The following is a 16,018-nucleotide window of genomic DNA, read 5'->3' on the forward strand; positions in this document are numbered from 1 at the left end:
GTAGTTAAAGGTAAAGCCCGAATCTATCTACGTCTGGTTCGGGTTTTATTGTTATTATTTTCAGTGTTGACATGATAGATTCCGCATGATATATTATTTCTTGTCGCCGATATTGATGGCGGAGATACAATATGCGGTCGTGGCGGAATTGGCAGACGCGCACGGTTCAGGTCCGTGTGGGCTAACCCCCCGTGGAGGTTCGAGTCCTCTCGACCGCATCTAACAAAAAAACTCCTTAAGCTAACGCTTAAGGAGTTTTTTTTGCATTTTTTGATATAACACTAACTTTAGACTTGAGTATCCAAGAGGTTAGTGCTTAGCTGCATGTACAGCAAATGTCTTCCATCAGCCCTAAGGAACGTTTATTGCGCTGCGGTAACATTAATGCTGTCAATATTCGGTCCTTCCGATCCGGTGGTAACCACTTTCAATGTATTGGTCCCCGTGTTCATGGGGACCTGTATTGTTTTTTCAACCCAAGTGGACCAGCTTCCCGTAGCCGGAAAGGGCTCGTTGCTGATAACTTTGGTTCCGTTCACAAAAATGTCGAGGTTCCGTGTTCCACTTTCCAGCGCATAACGAAACTTTACGTTTTTGGTACCTGTTGTAGCATTATTAATGCCGTTCCATTGAATGGCTGAACCAGTCATCGCATTGAAGTTAACATACCCGGAGCCAGTGTAACCGGGGTAGATTGTTTCAATGGCAGCTTCCGTAAGTGATGTTCCGGTCTCAGCTTCATACGTAGTGCCACTGCCTGTATTCCCGCCGCTATTTCCGCCAGTAATGTTGGCAACAAATGTTGTTACGCTCTGAGGCGGGAGCTGTGCTGTGAAGGCTCCATTGGATACGGTAAGCGGGGTTCCGCTTGCCAGGTTTCGACTGCTGTCCGTAATCCATGAGGACACAGTGGAGGCATTACCATTCTGCAGAACGAATTTTTGGCTTGTGGCTGAAGTTCCACGGTTAATCGCCACGACGACAACTTTGTTATCACCTTTGTAGGCTGAGACAAAGGTGTTCGTATCCGGATTTTTCGTTGCGTCGACTCGCAGGTAGCCTGGACGCACGAATTTGGAGAAATGAGCCATATTATATCCGCGTTTGCTTATGGTACCGTCCTCTTTCATCGGACCATACTGTCTGCGGATGTACCACCACACATAGGCCTGGAAATCACCTTCTACCATGGCATTGTGCATGTGATAGGAAACGTCCAATGCTTCAGGCCAGCGGTCTGCTGAGTTGTTGTCACTATTCGGAACGTACACCTCAGTCATCCACAGTTCTTTACCGGCTCCTTTTTGCTTAAAGAGAGGGTAGGCAAAATTCGAAATCTGTGTTCCATACGTATGCGCTCCCAGTATGTCCATGTTGGCAAGTGCCTGCGGATCATTCAGGATTGGGTCGGATATATTCTTTAAATACTGGAAGGATTCAGGCGCCATGACTTTGGTACCTTGAATGGACCCGGCATTTTCTTTCATGAAGCGAAGGATCTCTTGTGGAGTCCACCAGGTCCAGTCATGAGCATAATCCGGTTCATTTTGCACAGAAATGGCATACAGATCTACGCCGTTATTTTTCATGTAGGTTACAAAGTCGTTCAGATGTTGCGCATATGCGGCATATTTGTCGTATTTCAGACGTTTGGCATTGGTGTCCCCATTGCGGTTGAATGTTTCAACCATGCTGCTTGGAGGATTCCATGGGGATGCGAATACGATAGCCCCTTTTTCAATAGCCCGTTTGGCTGTGGCAACTTCACGATACCAGTTATTAGAATCTGGATCGACGTAGATCCTGAGAATTGAAAAGCCTAACTGATTCTGGTCATTACCGAAAGCAGTTTCACGTTGAGCGGGAGTCAGATCACCAATCCAGGCAGGAAGGTTAATGCCCCCAAAGCCCTTGATCAGTTGTTTTTCTGAGGACAAATTAATGTTGGCATCACTTGCCGCCGAAACTTGTGTAGGACTTAACATGAGGGGCAGAGCTGTTAAGCAGGCCAATAAAACATTGATCGTCTTTTTGAATTTGAATTTCACTACTTTCATCCTCCTCGATAATGGTAAATGGTTACATAGAGAAACCGCGACCAGGAAAACAAACAAGAATAGCGGATTGACTGGCATTTATTTTATGTAAACCCTTTCAAAACCTCCTTCCATAAATCATAGGATAGAAATGAAGCATAGAACCTCTTTCATTTGTTGATTCTACTAAATAATTCCTAAACTGAAAACCTGACAAATTACAGTATTTTTTCTAATTAATCTCTATTTTCTAACTATTCAATGACAGTTCTTGTCTGAATGCAAAAGGAAAACTGGAATGATGGGAGGGGGGCTTCGCTTGAGATACAGGTCTCCAATGGCGGGGATATTTTTATTAAGGAAGGCTTTGGCTTACATATTCCTCCCTTCATTATCAAACAATGAGATCACAGAAGTTACGGGGAGGGAATCATGATGAAGGTACAGAGAAAGATTTATCGATTCATTGCAGGTATCATGGCATTTTTGATTGTGTTTTACGCAGACATATCGGCAGGAGGGCCTACAGCGGCAGCTTCAGAGTCTACATCGAATCACAAACGGTTAGCGATTATCATCGATGATGTTGGTAATGACATGAAGGGTACGGCAGAGATCTTGGCGATGCCAGTTAAACTAACGGTAGCGGTCATGCCTTTTTTGCCAACAACGAAGAAAGATGCGATGGCTGCATATGAAAAGGGGATGGATGTGATTGTGCACATGCCCATGGAACCCAAGAAAGGACGACCTGAATGGCTGGGCCCGGGTGCAATCACATCCAATCTAACAGATGAAGAAGTCCGCTCACGAGTGGAGAAAGCGATTGATGATGTGCCCCACGCAATTGGCATGAACAATCATATGGGTTCCAAAATTACTTCGGACAAACGCATCATGTCAATTGTGCTCGATGTATGCAAGGAGAGGGGCCTCTTCTTTGTAGACAGCCGTACGAACTTTCGCTCCGTGGTGGGTGAACTGGCCGTATCCAAAAATATGCCACCTGTAGGTAATGACATTTTCCTGGATGATCAAAACTCCAAACAACACATTCGCAAGCAAATGGATTTGGCTGCTCAGCGTGCAATCGACAAGGATATCTGTGTTGTCATTGGTCATGTCGGTCAAACGGGAATGAACACATCCGCAGTGATTCGTGAATCCGTCTCCCGTCTGCAAAATCAGGTTCAATTTGTAGGAATCGGTGATCTAGTTCGAGATGTGTGGCAATGGGAGTCTGCTCCTACACTACCGACAGATAATAAATAATGCCGCTCGCAATAGATTGGGCGATTCGTTTTTGCTCAGCGGGGTCACTCATTCTGGCTCGATCTGCCGCATTACTCAAAAATCCGGTTTCGACGATGACGGCAGGTTGCTTCACGTAATTCAATAAATAAAAGGGCTTGCCCCATACGACCCCGTGCTCCGTTCCGTACAACTTGTTCATAGCGTCCTGAATGGATTGGGCCAGCAAATAACTCCTGCCTTCTTTCTGGTGCAATACCACCGGGCCGTGTGCGGCCGATCGGGGACTCCAGTTCGCATGGATGCTGACCACAATATCTGTACTTACTTCTTCGCTAAGGCTCTTACGTTGGGCAAGATCCCTGGTATGACGGGAGCGGCTGTTCAGCCAGCGGTTCTCATCACTAAGTGCATAATCACCAAGTCGATTGATGATAACGGCATAACCTTTGCTGCGAAGCAGGAGATAGACCTTTTCGCTAATGGCCAGGTTGATATCTTTTTCCAGCACACCTTGGGCTGATGTACCACCGTCAATACCGCCATGGCCTACATCGAGCAGGATAACGGGTGCTGCAAAGGCATGATGACTTGAGCGATAAGCATTTCCATCGGTCACCGGCAGCATGGATGGACTGTTCTGGGACGGGGCTGCTTTTCCATAAGCGACATGGGGCAGCATGGGTAGGCAATGGAAGCTTAGTAGCAAGGCTACCGAAGCGGTCAGCAGCTTATACATGGGAATACACACTCCTTCATGAAATAGGTATCGAATGCAGATTAATGACTCTATGGATACCTTTGGCATTAGACTGTGCATTCTGAAGGTTTTCATACTTCTTTCAATAAAAAAATGTTTAACCAGTACACTTCCTGCACACAATAGAACTATCGTAAGCTCCGCGAATATGCAGGAGCGAAGGAGGCAATATTATGGCCAAAAGTGATGAGTTGGTTAAATACATTACGCAGCGTGTTGTTCATTATATTGATACGCCGAAGAATGAGCGGAAAGGTCGCACCAAAAGGAAAGAACCATGGGCGATGAAGTGGTTTGGCATGATTCCGTTTGCTGTATCTCTGTGGGTGGGGAAAAAGGAAAAAGAATTGGACACCCAGTCTCATAAACGAAGTTCTTCGGGCAAAGGGTAACGATCGCTCACCTACTTCACTCAGCGAGTTTTAAGACACGCCCTAATGTAAAACCAAAAGACGCAATCCCTTTTTTATTTCATGGGAAGGCGTCTTATTTGTTGTGGAGAGTTATAGTTTTAACGTGAGTTGACTGAATCTTAAGATTTTGCTGATAATCAAGGATTTACGATGTAAAAATGGCCATCTTGCTGCAATGTGCTCAAAGGGACAAAGCGTTGAATGGATGATTTTCCGCCTAACGCTACATATAGAATGGACTCTGCTTCCTGATCTGTGTGCCACAGCTGATAACCGCTAACGGGTAGAGGACCGCCGTATACGACGTTCCGATCATCCGCTGAGAAAACAATCTCTTGATTCTCCCCGTGTTGTATCACATCTTGTGCCCGGTCGGCAGCAACAGGCTTGGAGGTAATCCACAACAGATTGTCAGCCGGATTGAAGACGGGTCGGAGATGAAGTGGATCGACTGATAAAGATGGCGTTGTGGATAAATCAGTTATGCTGGCAGAGTTCTTTTTGGAATCAGCCTCCAGCAGGTTTAGGAACTCTGACGGCAGTACATCTCCGTTCGTAGCATCAATATAAAGTGCAGGATGGTTAGGTTGCTCCACTTTCCAATAAGCCAGCAGGGGAAGAGCATAACCAAGATGAAGCTCTCCTCCGCCAGCAAGTAATGCCTCAAGGTTCACATGTTGCCGATCCAAGGCTTGTCCAAGAAGTTCATTGTTGTATGGTGACTGTTCTCCATGACCATATTCACTAAGCACAATCTGACCCTGCTCTGTGACTGTAATAATCATATATCCGATAGGTTTGCCTTCAAACTCAGCTTGTACGAGCCAGCTATGTGTACCTGGACCCAGAGGGTAGAAATCCAGATCGGCGTTCTTCCAATGCGCTTCGCCGTTCACTGTACCAAGTGTAACAGCTTGTTGCTCTGCAAACCGTTGCACAGCAGCGGGAGCTAGCTTTTCATTCTGAATGCCATGATGTTCGGGGCTATACTCTGTTGATGATGCGGGGGATAGCGAAGACGTTTTTTGTTCCTCTGCATTGGCTATCGACCAAAAAGAGAACAGGGCAAGACAACTGAGTATGCCCAAGGTTATACAGGTTGTTTTCCGAGCGTTGTTCCAACATGTATGAAAGAATCGTTTCAAATTTACACCTACTTTTCATTTATCCGTTACCTGAGCGGGTTCTAGTTTCATTCTAGGGGACAGGCTATGCAAAGGTTGCCGCAACCTGTCGGGCAGCTGATCATGAATAAACACTACTTTTGCCAGCATTTGCAGGAAAAGTAGTGTCTTCGTCTATCTTAAGTGAAACATGCCGCTGCTAATGGCAGTCACTTTCACTTTGGGTTCATATTGCCAGATCATCTCGGTCCGGCGTGTCTCATACTGCAGTTTCATAGCTTCACGATCTATTACCGCCTGTTTTGCTTTCTCTTCTTCGGCATCTGTCTCGGAGTCGATCGGTACTGCGGCTTCTGCCGCCAGTTCTACATCTGCTCCAATGGGTTTAGCGTTCTTTATATCCACAACTTTTTTCAGTTGTGCAGGTGGCGTGCGGTCAGAATGGACATTCTCCGTGTCTGAGGTTACGTTACCTGGTGATTCTACCTCAGGTGTATCTTCTCGGAGTACCGCTTCATAATAGGTGTCCAGGACGTCCAGCTCCAGATCAAGCCGCTCTTGGGCTTTCTCTGCCCAGCTATAATCGAGTTCCAGCAAGCGGTTCGTCAAATGAGATTCCAAAGCAGCTCCGGCATCAACTAACGAAACTTTAGCTGTCTGTACATGCATGTTCTCCGCCAGCCTCGGACTAAGATCACGTCGGTTCAGCTTGGTGCCGAATTTCTCTATAATTTCACCCGAGCGAAGGGAGATGCCGAGAAAATGCAATTCCTCCCGTTTCAAATCACAGGCGAATTCCACCTTGAAACAGACACCAAGCCAAGGCTCATATACGGCTGGCGCTGTAGCCCGCAATTGCCGTTTGGCAGCCTGTTCGAACAGGTTCACGAAGGCACCGCCTTCACGGGCAGCGCCGAAAATCTGCTGCAGTCTGCGACTGCCATACACCACTTCTTCACGCAATATTCGTCCTGGCCCCAGCTGTGGCAGCGATGGCGTAATACCGAAGTAACGGCCTAGAATGGTTTCTTTTGGTGGCTCGCCTTGAGGACTGCCATTGGTTACGCCATTTGTTCCAGCAGGGTTAGGGACAACAGGAGGTGATGCTTCCGCAGCTTTGGCTTCTGCTGCTTCAATGGCCTGCTGATAACTGTCAGGATCAAATATAAATGTAAAGGACATCGTCTCAGCGGGTGCTCCGGTTCGTTCCACGAACCCCCAATAATAGGGGCGATTGGTCAACGCTTTGTCCGCCTCAGGCGAGAGTTTGACTGTAACATGGGCGGGAGAACGCTCCATAATCTGACAATCCAGTGCTTCCAGATAGGTGAGAACATAAGCCTGCACTTCATGGGGCGACATGGTCATGAGTTAGCTGCCTCCTTTTCGAAGATCTAACAACCCGGATACGGCAGGGCCTTCATCTGAAACCTCACGTTGAATGGAGTTCAGCGATTGTCCAAGTGAGTCCATTTTACGGCGAATATCTTCATCATTTTGTGATTCCAGCATGATTTTGTACAAACTTTTCTCAATGGACTCCTTCTTCTCCAGCCGTTCCAGAATGACATCCAGCCCGCCGATCACCATCTCAAACATATTGATCTTCTCATGCAATAGATTCAAGATGTGTTCCTCAATGGTTCCGCTCGTAGATAAATTGAAGATGTTCACGTCATTTTGCTGTCCAAGCCGGTGTACCCGACCGATCCGCTGCTCTACCCGCATAGGGTTCCAAGGCAGATCAAAGTTGATCATATGATGGCAAAATTGCAGATTAATGCCCTCGCCACCCGCTTCTGTTGCAATCATGGCCTGCACACGTCCGCGGAAGAGATCCATCATCCAGTCTTTTTTGCCTCGATTCATACCACCCCGATAAGGTACAGCTGTAAGCCCATTGTTGCGGAAATAGTTTAGCAGATACTCCTGCGTGGCCCGGTATTCGGTGAAGATAATGACTTTTTCATTCATGTTCCGAATCAGTTCCATCGTTTTCTCGGCTTTGGTATTTTCCTTGATCGCTTTAATATGGGCAACGAGTTCCCAAATCTTGTCCCGAAGGGGAGAGTCCAGCGGAAGTTTCTTCGACAGATTAACGAGCGTCACGAATACTGCATCCCGACTGCTGCACACTTCACGCTGCAATGTAACAAGGGAAAGCATGCTGCTCAGGTTGCCGCCAGCTTCCTGGTACTGGTCTTTAACAAAGGAAGTCACGCCATCATAAAGCGCTTGTTCTTCGGGCGATAGTTGCAAGTTCACGTTGGAGACGTTCCGTTTGGTAAATTGAACGGGGCCTTCGCCGCGACGGTTACGAATCATGACTTTGGATAACTCGTTCTTAAGCTGTTCCTGATTTTTCGGAACCCGCTTGTCTACGACAAAGTTGGCCGCAAAGTCACCCTGACGGCCCAGTTGACCGGGCTTCAGCAGGTTGATCAGATTAAACAACTCGCTCATATCGTTCTGCACAGGTGTAGCTGTAAGCAGCAGACAATATTTTTTGCGCAATTTCAGCATGAACTGATAGTTGGTTGTTTTCTTGTTTTTGAGCTTATGGGCCTCGTCAATAATAATCATGTCGTAATCGGTATTCAGCAGCATATCTTTATGCGGGTCACGTTTGGCTGTATCCATGGAAGCAACAACCACTTCATTTTGCCAGGAATAGGCCTTTTTCTGGGCAATAGCAGGGATGCCGAATTTCGAATTCAACTCACGTACCCATTGCAGCACAAGAGACGCTGGCACGAGAATGAGTACCTTGGATACGAGACCTCGAACCATATATTCTTTCAGAATGAGACCGGCTTCAATGGTTTTGCCAAGACCCACCTCATCGGCGAGAATGGCCCGGCCTGACATTTCAAATAATACTCTGCGTGCAGTGTCCATCTGGTGAGGGAGTGGAGTGAGGCCTTGTAGATGCTTCAAACACTGGATCTCGTCAAAATTAGGAATCAGATTGGTTTCTTCGGCTTGAATACCCAGTTGGAAGAGTCGGTAATCTCCCCAAGGACCTCCTTTATCCAGTCGTGATTCCAACTGATTGATCCAGCTCCGATCAAATTCCAACGGAACGGGCAGTTCGGCTACTGGTTGATTCATGTGGTGCGGATTCTTCCGGTTCATGGTGCTTCCTCCCCTGCCATACGTGATGACGTTTTATTCGTAGGTAATAGTATGGACGAATGAGAGTCAGTTCATAACTATGTAAGTTGAACTACAGTTTATTTACAAGAAGCTTGTCCGAGTATAGGGAGTCTATGAAGATGGACTGTGATAAAAGTCATATGGAAAATCAATATATGGTGTATTATACTGAATTTATATCACTATATGTGGTGTTTTATCATAATTTACTCTTGTAGTGAAAATGTAGCGTTATTCGGGGAGGTTGAACGTAGCGATGAAATCAAACCAACGATCGCATCAATTAGAAGGACTTAGCGAAAAAATATTTCTGGACCGATACGCCTGGAAAGATGCTGATCCGAATCATGCCAAGGTCGGAGATGTGGTATTGGTATTAACCAAGGATGATCCCAAGTTCCCAACCAAGGAAGTGGGCGAAATCATAGAACGTCAGGGCCAGCTTGTACAAGTAAGGACTCGAAGTGGAGAGATCATCCAGACAAACGTGGAGAAATTGACACTCAACATAGAAAAAACACCGGAAGAGATGTGGGACCGTCTCGCCAAAGCGATGGCTTCTGTCGAATCCACAGCCGATCAGCGGGCAACGTGGGAGTCCAAGTTCCGCTCTGTGTTGGAAGATTGGAAGTTAGTACCCGGAGGTCGTATTGCTGCGGGCGCGGGGGCAAGCGATGAACTGACACTCTTCAATTGTTATGTCATTCCATCTCCGCAAGACAGTCGGGGTGGCATCATGAAGACCTTGACCGAGATGACGGAAATTATGGCACGTGGGGGAGGTGTTGGCATTAATTTGTCCTCTTTGCGTCCTCGTCGAGCGGTGGTGAAAGGTGTCAACGGATCATCTAGCGGTTCCGTATCGTGGGGCGGATTGTTCAGTTATACGACGGGACTGATTGAACAGGGCGGAAGCCGCCGGGGTGCGCTCATGCTGATGATGAATGACTGGCATCCGGATGTGCTTGATTTTATTACCGTGAAACAAACGATGGGCCAGGTGACCAATGCCAATCTGTCTGTATGTGTGAGCAACGCATTTATGGAGGCTGTCAAGCAGGACGGAGATTGGGATTTGGTTTTTCCCGATACGAACGATCCGGACTATGATACCGAGTGGAACGGGGATATGCAGCAATGGAAAGCCGCAGGTCATTCGGTGGTGCACTATCGTACACTGAAGGCTCGCGAAATCTGGCATACCATTATTGAATCAGCCTGGAAATCGGCAGAGCCTGGTGTGGTATTCATGGAGTACTATAACCAGATGTCCAACAGCTGGTACTTCAATCCGATCATCTGTACTAATCCGTGCGGGGAACAAGGTTTGCCTGGCTGGGGTGTATGTAATCTGTCTGCGATCAATCTGTCCAAATTCTACGATGAAACAAATCATGATGTGGCATGGGATGAACTGGCAGAAACCACTCGTATCTCGGCTAGATTTTTGGACAATGTCATCGATGCAACACCATATCATTTTGAGGAAAATAGACTGAATCAGCAGCGTGAACGCCGGGTTGGGCTTGGCACGATGGGATTGGCAGAGCTGATGATTAAGCTGCGTATACGATATGGCAGTCCTGAATCCCTTGAATTTCTGGATAAACTGTATGGATTCATGGCAAAGGAGGCCTACCTGGCATCGGCAGAGATTGCAGCAGAGAAGGGAGCTTTCCCAGCTTTCGAAGCTGAACCGTACTTACAGAGTGGATTCATGAAAAACATGGTTGCGACGTACCCTGAAGTGGGAGAGGCCATTCGTAAACAGGGCATTCGAAATGTCACACTGATCACACAGGCGCCAACGGGAAGTACAGGTACGATGGTGGGCACATCAACAGGTATTGAGCCGTATTTCGCCTTCAAGTATTTCCGTCAAAGCCGTCTAGGTTATGATGAACAGTTCGTACCGATCGCACAAGATTGGCTGGATGAACATCCGGGTGAAGCTTTACCAGACTATTATGTGACGGCGATGGATTTGTCGGCTGAGAATCACATCCGAGTGCAGGCTGCGATTCAGCAATGGGTGGATAGTTCAATCTCGAAGACGGCCAACTGTCCGGCTGATTTTACAGTGGAGGATACGGCTGAGCTGTACGAACTGGCCTTCGACCTTGGCTGCAAGGGAGTAACGATATACCGCGACGGCAGCAGGGATGTGCAGGTGTTGTCCACGTTGAAGAAGGAAGAGACCAAGGCTGGAGATCAGAACACGGCGGAAGCTGAAGAGAAGACAGTCGTTTCTGCAATAGAAAACCCGAATAATGCGGAAGGGCAGGCAAGTGATGGAACTTCCAATAGCCAGGTTGGTGTTAGAACGCATTCTTCCGATCAAGTCCCTTCCTCTTCTACAGTGCTGGATAAACAATATAGAAGCCGTCCTCAGGTACTGCGTGGTGCGACATACAAAATCAATACGCCATTCGGGATGGCTTACATTACGATCAATGATCTGGAGGGAACGCCGGGTGAGATCTTCCTGAACGTGGGCAAAGCGGGATCGGACGTGTTTGCCATGGCTGAGGCACTCGGTCGAGTATGCTCTCTGTTCCTTCGATACGGAGATCATGGGCACAAGGTGGAACTGTTGATCAAACATCTCAAGGGAATCGGTGGTTCGGGAGCGATTGGCTTCGGAGCCAATAGGGTTGAATCGATTGCTGATGCAGTCGCCAAAGCATTGGAAAGTCATGTAGAGAGCAATGTGCAGGAGAATGAAACTGGAGCTTTACAAGAACAGAACCAAGATAAGAGCGCATATCCACAAGTGGAGGATCAGAAAACCTTTACCGAATCGAGAGATTTATGTCCTTCATGCGGCTCGGCATCCCTGATGAATGTGGAAGGATGCAAAACATGCAGCAGCTGTGGGTACAGTAAATGCAATTAAATATCTCTTGAAAAAAAGAGAAAAAGAAAGGCACTCCTGACTCCATTACGAAGTCAGGAATGCCTTTTTGTCATTTAGATAACTAACACCAATCTTGGCATCGATCTGCAAGTGATTGCAATTCATTAAATACAGCACCAGCATGGTAGCCGTCGCACACGGCGTGATGTAACTGAACGGATAAGGGAAGATAAACTTGATCATTTTGTTGAACATATTTTCCCATCGTGAAAATGGGCAATAAGTAAGTTCCCTCATTATAAATGTTCAGATTAAATCCCGTAAAGTTCACCCAGGGAATGCTGGAAACGGGAAATGTATTTGGTGGTTCATTGGGTTTGGCAACAAATTGTTTGTGATCTTTGTAATTCTTCATATCTTCCAGATAACGAATGTGGAATGTCTCGAAATCTTCATGGAATGCTGTCCAGATCGTTGAGAAACTTTTGTTGTCCTCATGAAAAATTGTATAACTCGGAGACATTTCGTCCCAGTAGCCCAATCTCCCCTCGGCATCAAAACAAGTTCGAAATTCCCTGTGTGCATTGACGACAGTAGAGATCATATGAATAAGAGCCGGATAGAACTTCAATCCTCTAAGCTTGAGTTTAGCAATCAATAGCGTGATATCCAGATTAGCAGTTATGCTGTAGGTACATCTGACCTGATTCAAGTAGTGGTCAAAGTATGGCTTTCGATCCCACTGATCTAACACGATTGAATTAAACATAAGTTATAACCTCCTAAATTTGAATAATGCCTTCATTTAGGAGGTATATTTGACTGATTTGACCATATCCTATCACATTCCCAGTATCGTATTTTAGAAATTGACCATCTCAGTATAACATGATACTGAATATGTCGCTTATAGCGAAATCCTCTGCAAAACGCTTTTTCAACCTGCTTCTTTACTTTATAATTAAAATTGTCTTTATAACGAAGAAGAGAGGGGATTAGATGCGTCAGCCGATAGAAGAACCCATATTTTATTCTTATCCTGGAATGGTAGCGGTGGTGACTTCACGTCATGAGGGAGTCCAGAATGTGATGGCGTCCGGATGGCATACATACATCGGATCATCACCAGGCGTATATGGCATCTCCCTTCGTAAGGAAACATACTCCTATGAACTCATCGAGAAGAGCGGCGTATTCGGTGTTCATTTCCTGCCAGGTCATCGATCGGAGTGGATTCAAGCTGCAGGAACGTTCAGTGGAAGAGATACGGATAAATTCTCAAGATTCGGCATTCCATATGAGGAAGGAATCAAGGTAAGTGTACCCATTTTGACAGACGCTTATTTTGCTTATGAATGCAAGGTTATGGACATTACGACATATGGTGACCATGAATGGATTGCAGGCGAAGTGTTGCAGCGATATCAGGATCAGAAGTACTTTCTGGAGAATGGAATGGTTGATCTGGAGAAGTTGCAAATCCCGATGTACACAGGGCGTTCAGCATACCGGATCATGGATGCGAGGACAGAAGAAAAGATTCACCCGTTCCACCTCTAGGGTCCTAGGCAAGAAGAAGCAATTATGAGCAAAACTTTCAATCCGGTCTGACATAGGTTTATAATGGATATTGGCTGCTGAGCAAGTCGGCAGCCTTTTGTTATGAATTCAATTGTTTCAATCGATGTGTGCGTGGGTATGCTGGTTTGCGCAAGTGGGACAGGTAATTTTAGCCACTCGATGAAAAGTACTATATTTAACGACAAAATTAGAGTATGATTTTACAGCTATATGAGCTGGCAGGAAAGGTTACATCGGTTTAATCGTTTGTAACTATTGCTGTAAAGTATGAGGCTTATTTCGGGCGTATAATGCTAAACGTGAACTCACGAATGAATATAAAGAATATTTTAATAATTAAACTTAATGGACAGGCAACTCGTCTTCTTTAAGATGATAGAATTCACACAGAATGTAGCATCATCGGATAGTGCTTCGAACAGAAGCTGTTCTTATGTTGTAAATGAAAGATGGAAGGTGCAATACGTATGTTAATGACAACCAGAACGATCAGGAGTTCCTTTATGCCCCCAACACCGATGTTGTTGACTCACAGTAACAAGGAGGGGCATGCATGTCACAATCGTTAAATCGTAAGAGACATATGAACGGACTTGACGGCTTGCGAGCCATCGCTGTACTTGCGGTAATCGCGTATCATCTGAATTTGGATTTTATTCCGGGCGGACTGCTCGGTGTAGGTATATTCTTTGTTCTCTCGGGATATTTAATTACCGATATTCTCGTGTCACAGTGGCAGGAACATGGACGCATTTCACTCGGTGATTTCTGGGTAAGACGGGTAAGGCGTTTGCTTCCAGGCATGCTGACCATGACAGCTGTGGTGATGATCTGGTTGGCCTGTACAGATCCATCCCGGCTTGCTGCGCTTCGTGGTGATATCGTTTCGGGTGTATTATACATAAGCAATTGGTGGTATATCTTTCACAACGTTTCCTATTTCGAAAGTTTTGGCCCTCCATCACCGTTTGGACATTTCTGGTCGCTGGCTGTGGAAGAGCAATTTTATCTTATATGGCCTCTTCTACTGATCGCAGCAATCATAGTGTTCAAAAGAAAGGGATGGCTGGTCGTTTTCATTGTTGTCGCAGCTGAATTGTCTGCTGGTGCAATGGCCATCATGTATAATCCAGATTTGGACCCGAGCCGTGTATATTATGGAACAGACACGCGGGCATTTGCACTGCTTGCTGGTGCTGCTCTTGCCGTGGTATGGCCTAGTCGTAAGCTGTCGAGCTCTCTGCCTGGAATGAATCGGCTTGTGCTCGATGTGTCGGGACTTGCTGCGCTTGCTTTATTAATCTACATGATGCTGAATAGCAGTGAATATGATCCGTTTCTGTATCAAGGGGGCATGGTGCTTCAGGCTATTGCAACAACGTTGCTGGTAGCGGTGTTGGCTCACCCATCGTCTTTCCTAGGACGTATCATTGGAGCGAAGCCACTACGCTGGATCGGAGAGCGATCCTACGGATTATATCTGTGGCATTATCCTGTCATTATTTTAACCAATCCCGCGGTGGATACGGGAGGAGCACATCCTGTACGAATCATTTTACAGGTTGCTGCAACGGTTGTACTGGCCTCATTGTCCCTTAAATATATTGAAAATCCGATTCGGTACAATGGATTCCGTGATTCTTGGTCCCGATTATGGGGAAGAGGGCGGTCATCAATCGGTATACGTAACGTATGGTGGAAGCGAGCAGGTCTGTTGATGACGATTCTGCTGTTGTCCTATACGGTATCTCAGATGATGGTCTCACATGCAGCGAACTCCGATTCCCATTCGGTATCGATGTCGAACACATTGAATGGAGAGAATTCCGTAGCGGAGGAACAGGGACAGGATGTGTTGCCAGCTATTACAGGAACGTCAGGCTCTGGCCAAAAGAACGATGCTCATACACATAAACCGGAAGCAGGAACGAAAGATGATCCGGGGAAAAATGAGAAGCCAACAGGAGAGTCTGCTCCAGACTCAAAACCTGACGACCAAGGCAATTCAGTGAATCCTGGCAAGGACGTTCAGTCTGAAGATAAGCCGGCTAATGACTCCGTGAATAACGAGAATGATGCACCAGATGACGCTGGAGCGAATCAATCCGATAATACAGATCATACGGATGATACACCTGATTCATCTCAGGACAATGAAGAAACGGCTCCTCCTGCCCATGATGGCAAGGTTCATTATACCGTCATTGGAGATTCGGTGATTCTGGATGCAAAACCGTATCTGGAGCAAAGTATATCGGGAGTGTATGTGGACGGACATGTTGGTCGTCAGATGTGGCAGGCAGGCGATGTATTGGAAGGTCTGAAGCAAAACAACCAAATGGGCAGCAAAGTGGTGCTGGAGCTCGGGACGAATGGTTCCTTTAACTCCAAAAACTTGAATGCTGTGCTTGATTATCTGAAAGATGAGGATCGGGTATATCTGGTTACTGTGCGCGTACCTCGTCCGTGGGAACGAACGGTGAACAGGGCGTTGAATGAGGCAGCATCCAAGTACAGCAATGTCTCGTTGATTGACTGGAACAGTGCAAGTGAGGGACATGACGAATATTTTGAAAAAGATGGTGTACATCTCACTACGCAAGGGTCCGAAGCTTTTGCAGAACTGGTGAAAAACAGTATCCAATAATACGCAATCCATGTTTAATACGATTTAGCACTTATTCATTATATATAGCCTGGGGTGAAGCTACCAACGGCTGCAACAAGAAAGAGCTCTCATTGTGAGGGCTCTTTTTTATATGTTATGAACAATAAGTCAGCAAAGTAAGTTCCAAACAGGGGAACCGATATTTTTCACCCCTGCATCCGTGGATCGTCAC

At 46.3% G+C, this 16,018-nt stretch carries 11 protein-coding genes and 1 tRNA gene; 6 read left to right on the forward strand and 6 right to left on the reverse strand.

Translation table 11 applies throughout. The features are described 5' to 3' along the window. Positions 1–133: 133 nt before the first annotated feature. Positions 134–218 (forward strand) — tRNA-Leu (locus V6669_RS10585). 144 nt (positions 219–362) lie between these two features. Here the strand turns inward: V6669_RS10585 and V6669_RS10590 are convergent. After that, positions 363–2,048, reverse strand: a complete 1,686-nt coding sequence (locus V6669_RS10590; RefSeq protein ID WP_338593667.1) for a carbohydrate-binding protein — start codon at positions 2,046–2,048, stop codon at positions 363–365. Positions 2,049–2,468: 420 nt separating this feature from the next. Between V6669_RS10590 and V6669_RS10595 the strand changes: the two genes are divergently transcribed. Then, a complete protein-coding gene (locus tag V6669_RS10595) occupies positions 2,469–3,308 on the forward strand; it encodes a divergent polysaccharide deacetylase family protein (RefSeq protein ID WP_338593669.1) in 840 nt (279 codons plus the stop codon). On the opposite strand, the gene V6669_RS10600 is transcribed toward V6669_RS10595, so the two are convergent. After that, positions 3,283–4,026, reverse strand: a complete 744-nt coding sequence (locus V6669_RS10600) for an N-acetylmuramoyl-L-alanine amidase (protein WP_338593670.1) — start codon at positions 4,024–4,026, stop codon at positions 3,283–3,285. The two genes, V6669_RS10595 and V6669_RS10600, sit on opposite strands and share 26 nt — an antisense overlap. A 194-nt stretch (positions 4,027–4,220) precedes the next feature. On the opposite strand from V6669_RS10600, the gene V6669_RS10605 reads away from it, so the two are divergent. Next, positions 4,221–4,439 carry a YqzE family protein gene (locus V6669_RS10605; protein ID WP_338593671.1) on the forward strand — a complete coding sequence of 73 codons (219 nt, stop codon included), beginning with the start codon at positions 4,221–4,223 and terminating at the stop codon, positions 4,437–4,439. Positions 4,440–4,597: 158 nt separating this feature from the next. Here V6669_RS10605 and V6669_RS10610 read toward each other — a convergent pair whose 3' ends face one another. From V6669_RS10610 to V6669_RS10620, 3 genes are all read right to left on the reverse strand, one after another. Continuing rightward, positions 4,598–5,605, reverse strand: coding sequence for a hypothetical protein (locus V6669_RS10610; RefSeq protein WP_338593672.1), 1,008 nt, complete (start codon positions 5,603–5,605; stop codon positions 4,598–4,600). Between the two features lie 153 nt (positions 5,606–5,758). After that, positions 5,759–6,952 carry a YqhG family protein gene (locus V6669_RS10615; protein ID WP_338593673.1) on the reverse strand — a complete coding sequence of 398 codons (1,194 nt, stop codon included), beginning with the start codon at positions 6,950–6,952 and terminating at the stop codon, positions 5,759–5,761. 3 nt (positions 6,953–6,955) lie between these two features. After that, positions 6,956–8,719, reverse strand: a complete 1,764-nt coding sequence (locus tag V6669_RS10620; RefSeq protein ID WP_338593675.1) for an SNF2-related protein — start codon at positions 8,717–8,719, stop codon at positions 6,956–6,958. 277 nt (positions 8,720–8,996) lie between these two features. Between V6669_RS10620 and V6669_RS10625 the strand changes: the two genes are divergently transcribed. Continuing rightward, a complete protein-coding gene (locus V6669_RS10625; protein WP_338593677.1) occupies positions 8,997–11,636 on the forward strand; it encodes an adenosylcobalamin-dependent ribonucleoside-diphosphate reductase in 2,640 nt (879 codons plus the stop codon). Positions 11,637–11,718: 82 nt separating this feature from the next. On the opposite strand, the gene catA is transcribed toward V6669_RS10625, so the two are convergent. Then, positions 11,719–12,366, reverse strand: coding sequence for a type A chloramphenicol O-acetyltransferase (gene catA, locus V6669_RS10630; protein ID WP_338593678.1), 648 nt, complete (start codon positions 12,364–12,366; stop codon positions 11,719–11,721). Positions 12,367–12,596: 230 nt separating this feature from the next. Here catA and V6669_RS10635 point away from each other — a divergent pair, with 230 nt between their 5' ends. Next, complete coding sequence (locus tag V6669_RS10635; RefSeq protein ID WP_338593679.1) at positions 12,597–13,157, forward strand: flavin reductase family protein; 561 nt, start codon at positions 12,597–12,599, stop codon at positions 13,155–13,157. Between the two features lie 574 nt (positions 13,158–13,731). Then, complete coding sequence (locus V6669_RS10640; protein WP_338593680.1) at positions 13,732–15,825, forward strand: acyltransferase family protein; 2,094 nt, start codon at positions 13,732–13,734, stop codon at positions 15,823–15,825. Positions 15,826–16,018: the final 193 nt, after the last annotated feature.

This window comes from Paenibacillus sp. Y5S-9, from assembly GCF_036894235.1.
Lineage (GTDB): Bacteria > Bacillota > Bacilli > Paenibacillales > Paenibacillaceae > Paenibacillus.

Coding starts and splice junctions, on each gene's coding strand:
- V6669_RS10595 (WP_338593669.1), top strand. CDS start 2,469: ATGATGAAGGTACAGAGAAAGATTTATCGATTCATTGCAGGTATCATG.
- V6669_RS10600 (WP_338593670.1), bottom strand. CDS start 4,026: ATGTATAAGCTGCTGACCGCTTCGGTAGCCTTGCTACTAAGCTTCCAT.
- V6669_RS10605 (WP_338593671.1), top strand. CDS start 4,221: ATGGCCAAAAGTGATGAGTTGGTTAAATACATTACGCAGCGTGTTGTT.
- V6669_RS10615 (WP_338593673.1), bottom strand. CDS start 6,952: ATGACCATGTCGCCCCATGAAGTGCAGGCTTATGTTCTCACCTATCTG.
- V6669_RS10620 (WP_338593675.1), bottom strand. CDS start 8,719: ATGAACCGGAAGAATCCGCACCACATGAATCAACCAGTAGCCGAACTG.
- V6669_RS10625 (WP_338593677.1), top strand. CDS start 8,997: ATGAAATCAAACCAACGATCGCATCAATTAGAAGGACTTAGCGAAAAA.
- catA (WP_338593678.1), bottom strand. CDS start 12,366: ATGTTTAATTCAATCGTGTTAGATCAGTGGGATCGAAAGCCATACTTT.
- V6669_RS10635 (WP_338593679.1), top strand. CDS start 12,597: ATGCGTCAGCCGATAGAAGAACCCATATTTTATTCTTATCCTGGAATG.
- V6669_RS10640 (WP_338593680.1), top strand. CDS start 13,732: ATGTCACAATCGTTAAATCGTAAGAGACATATGAACGGACTTGACGGC.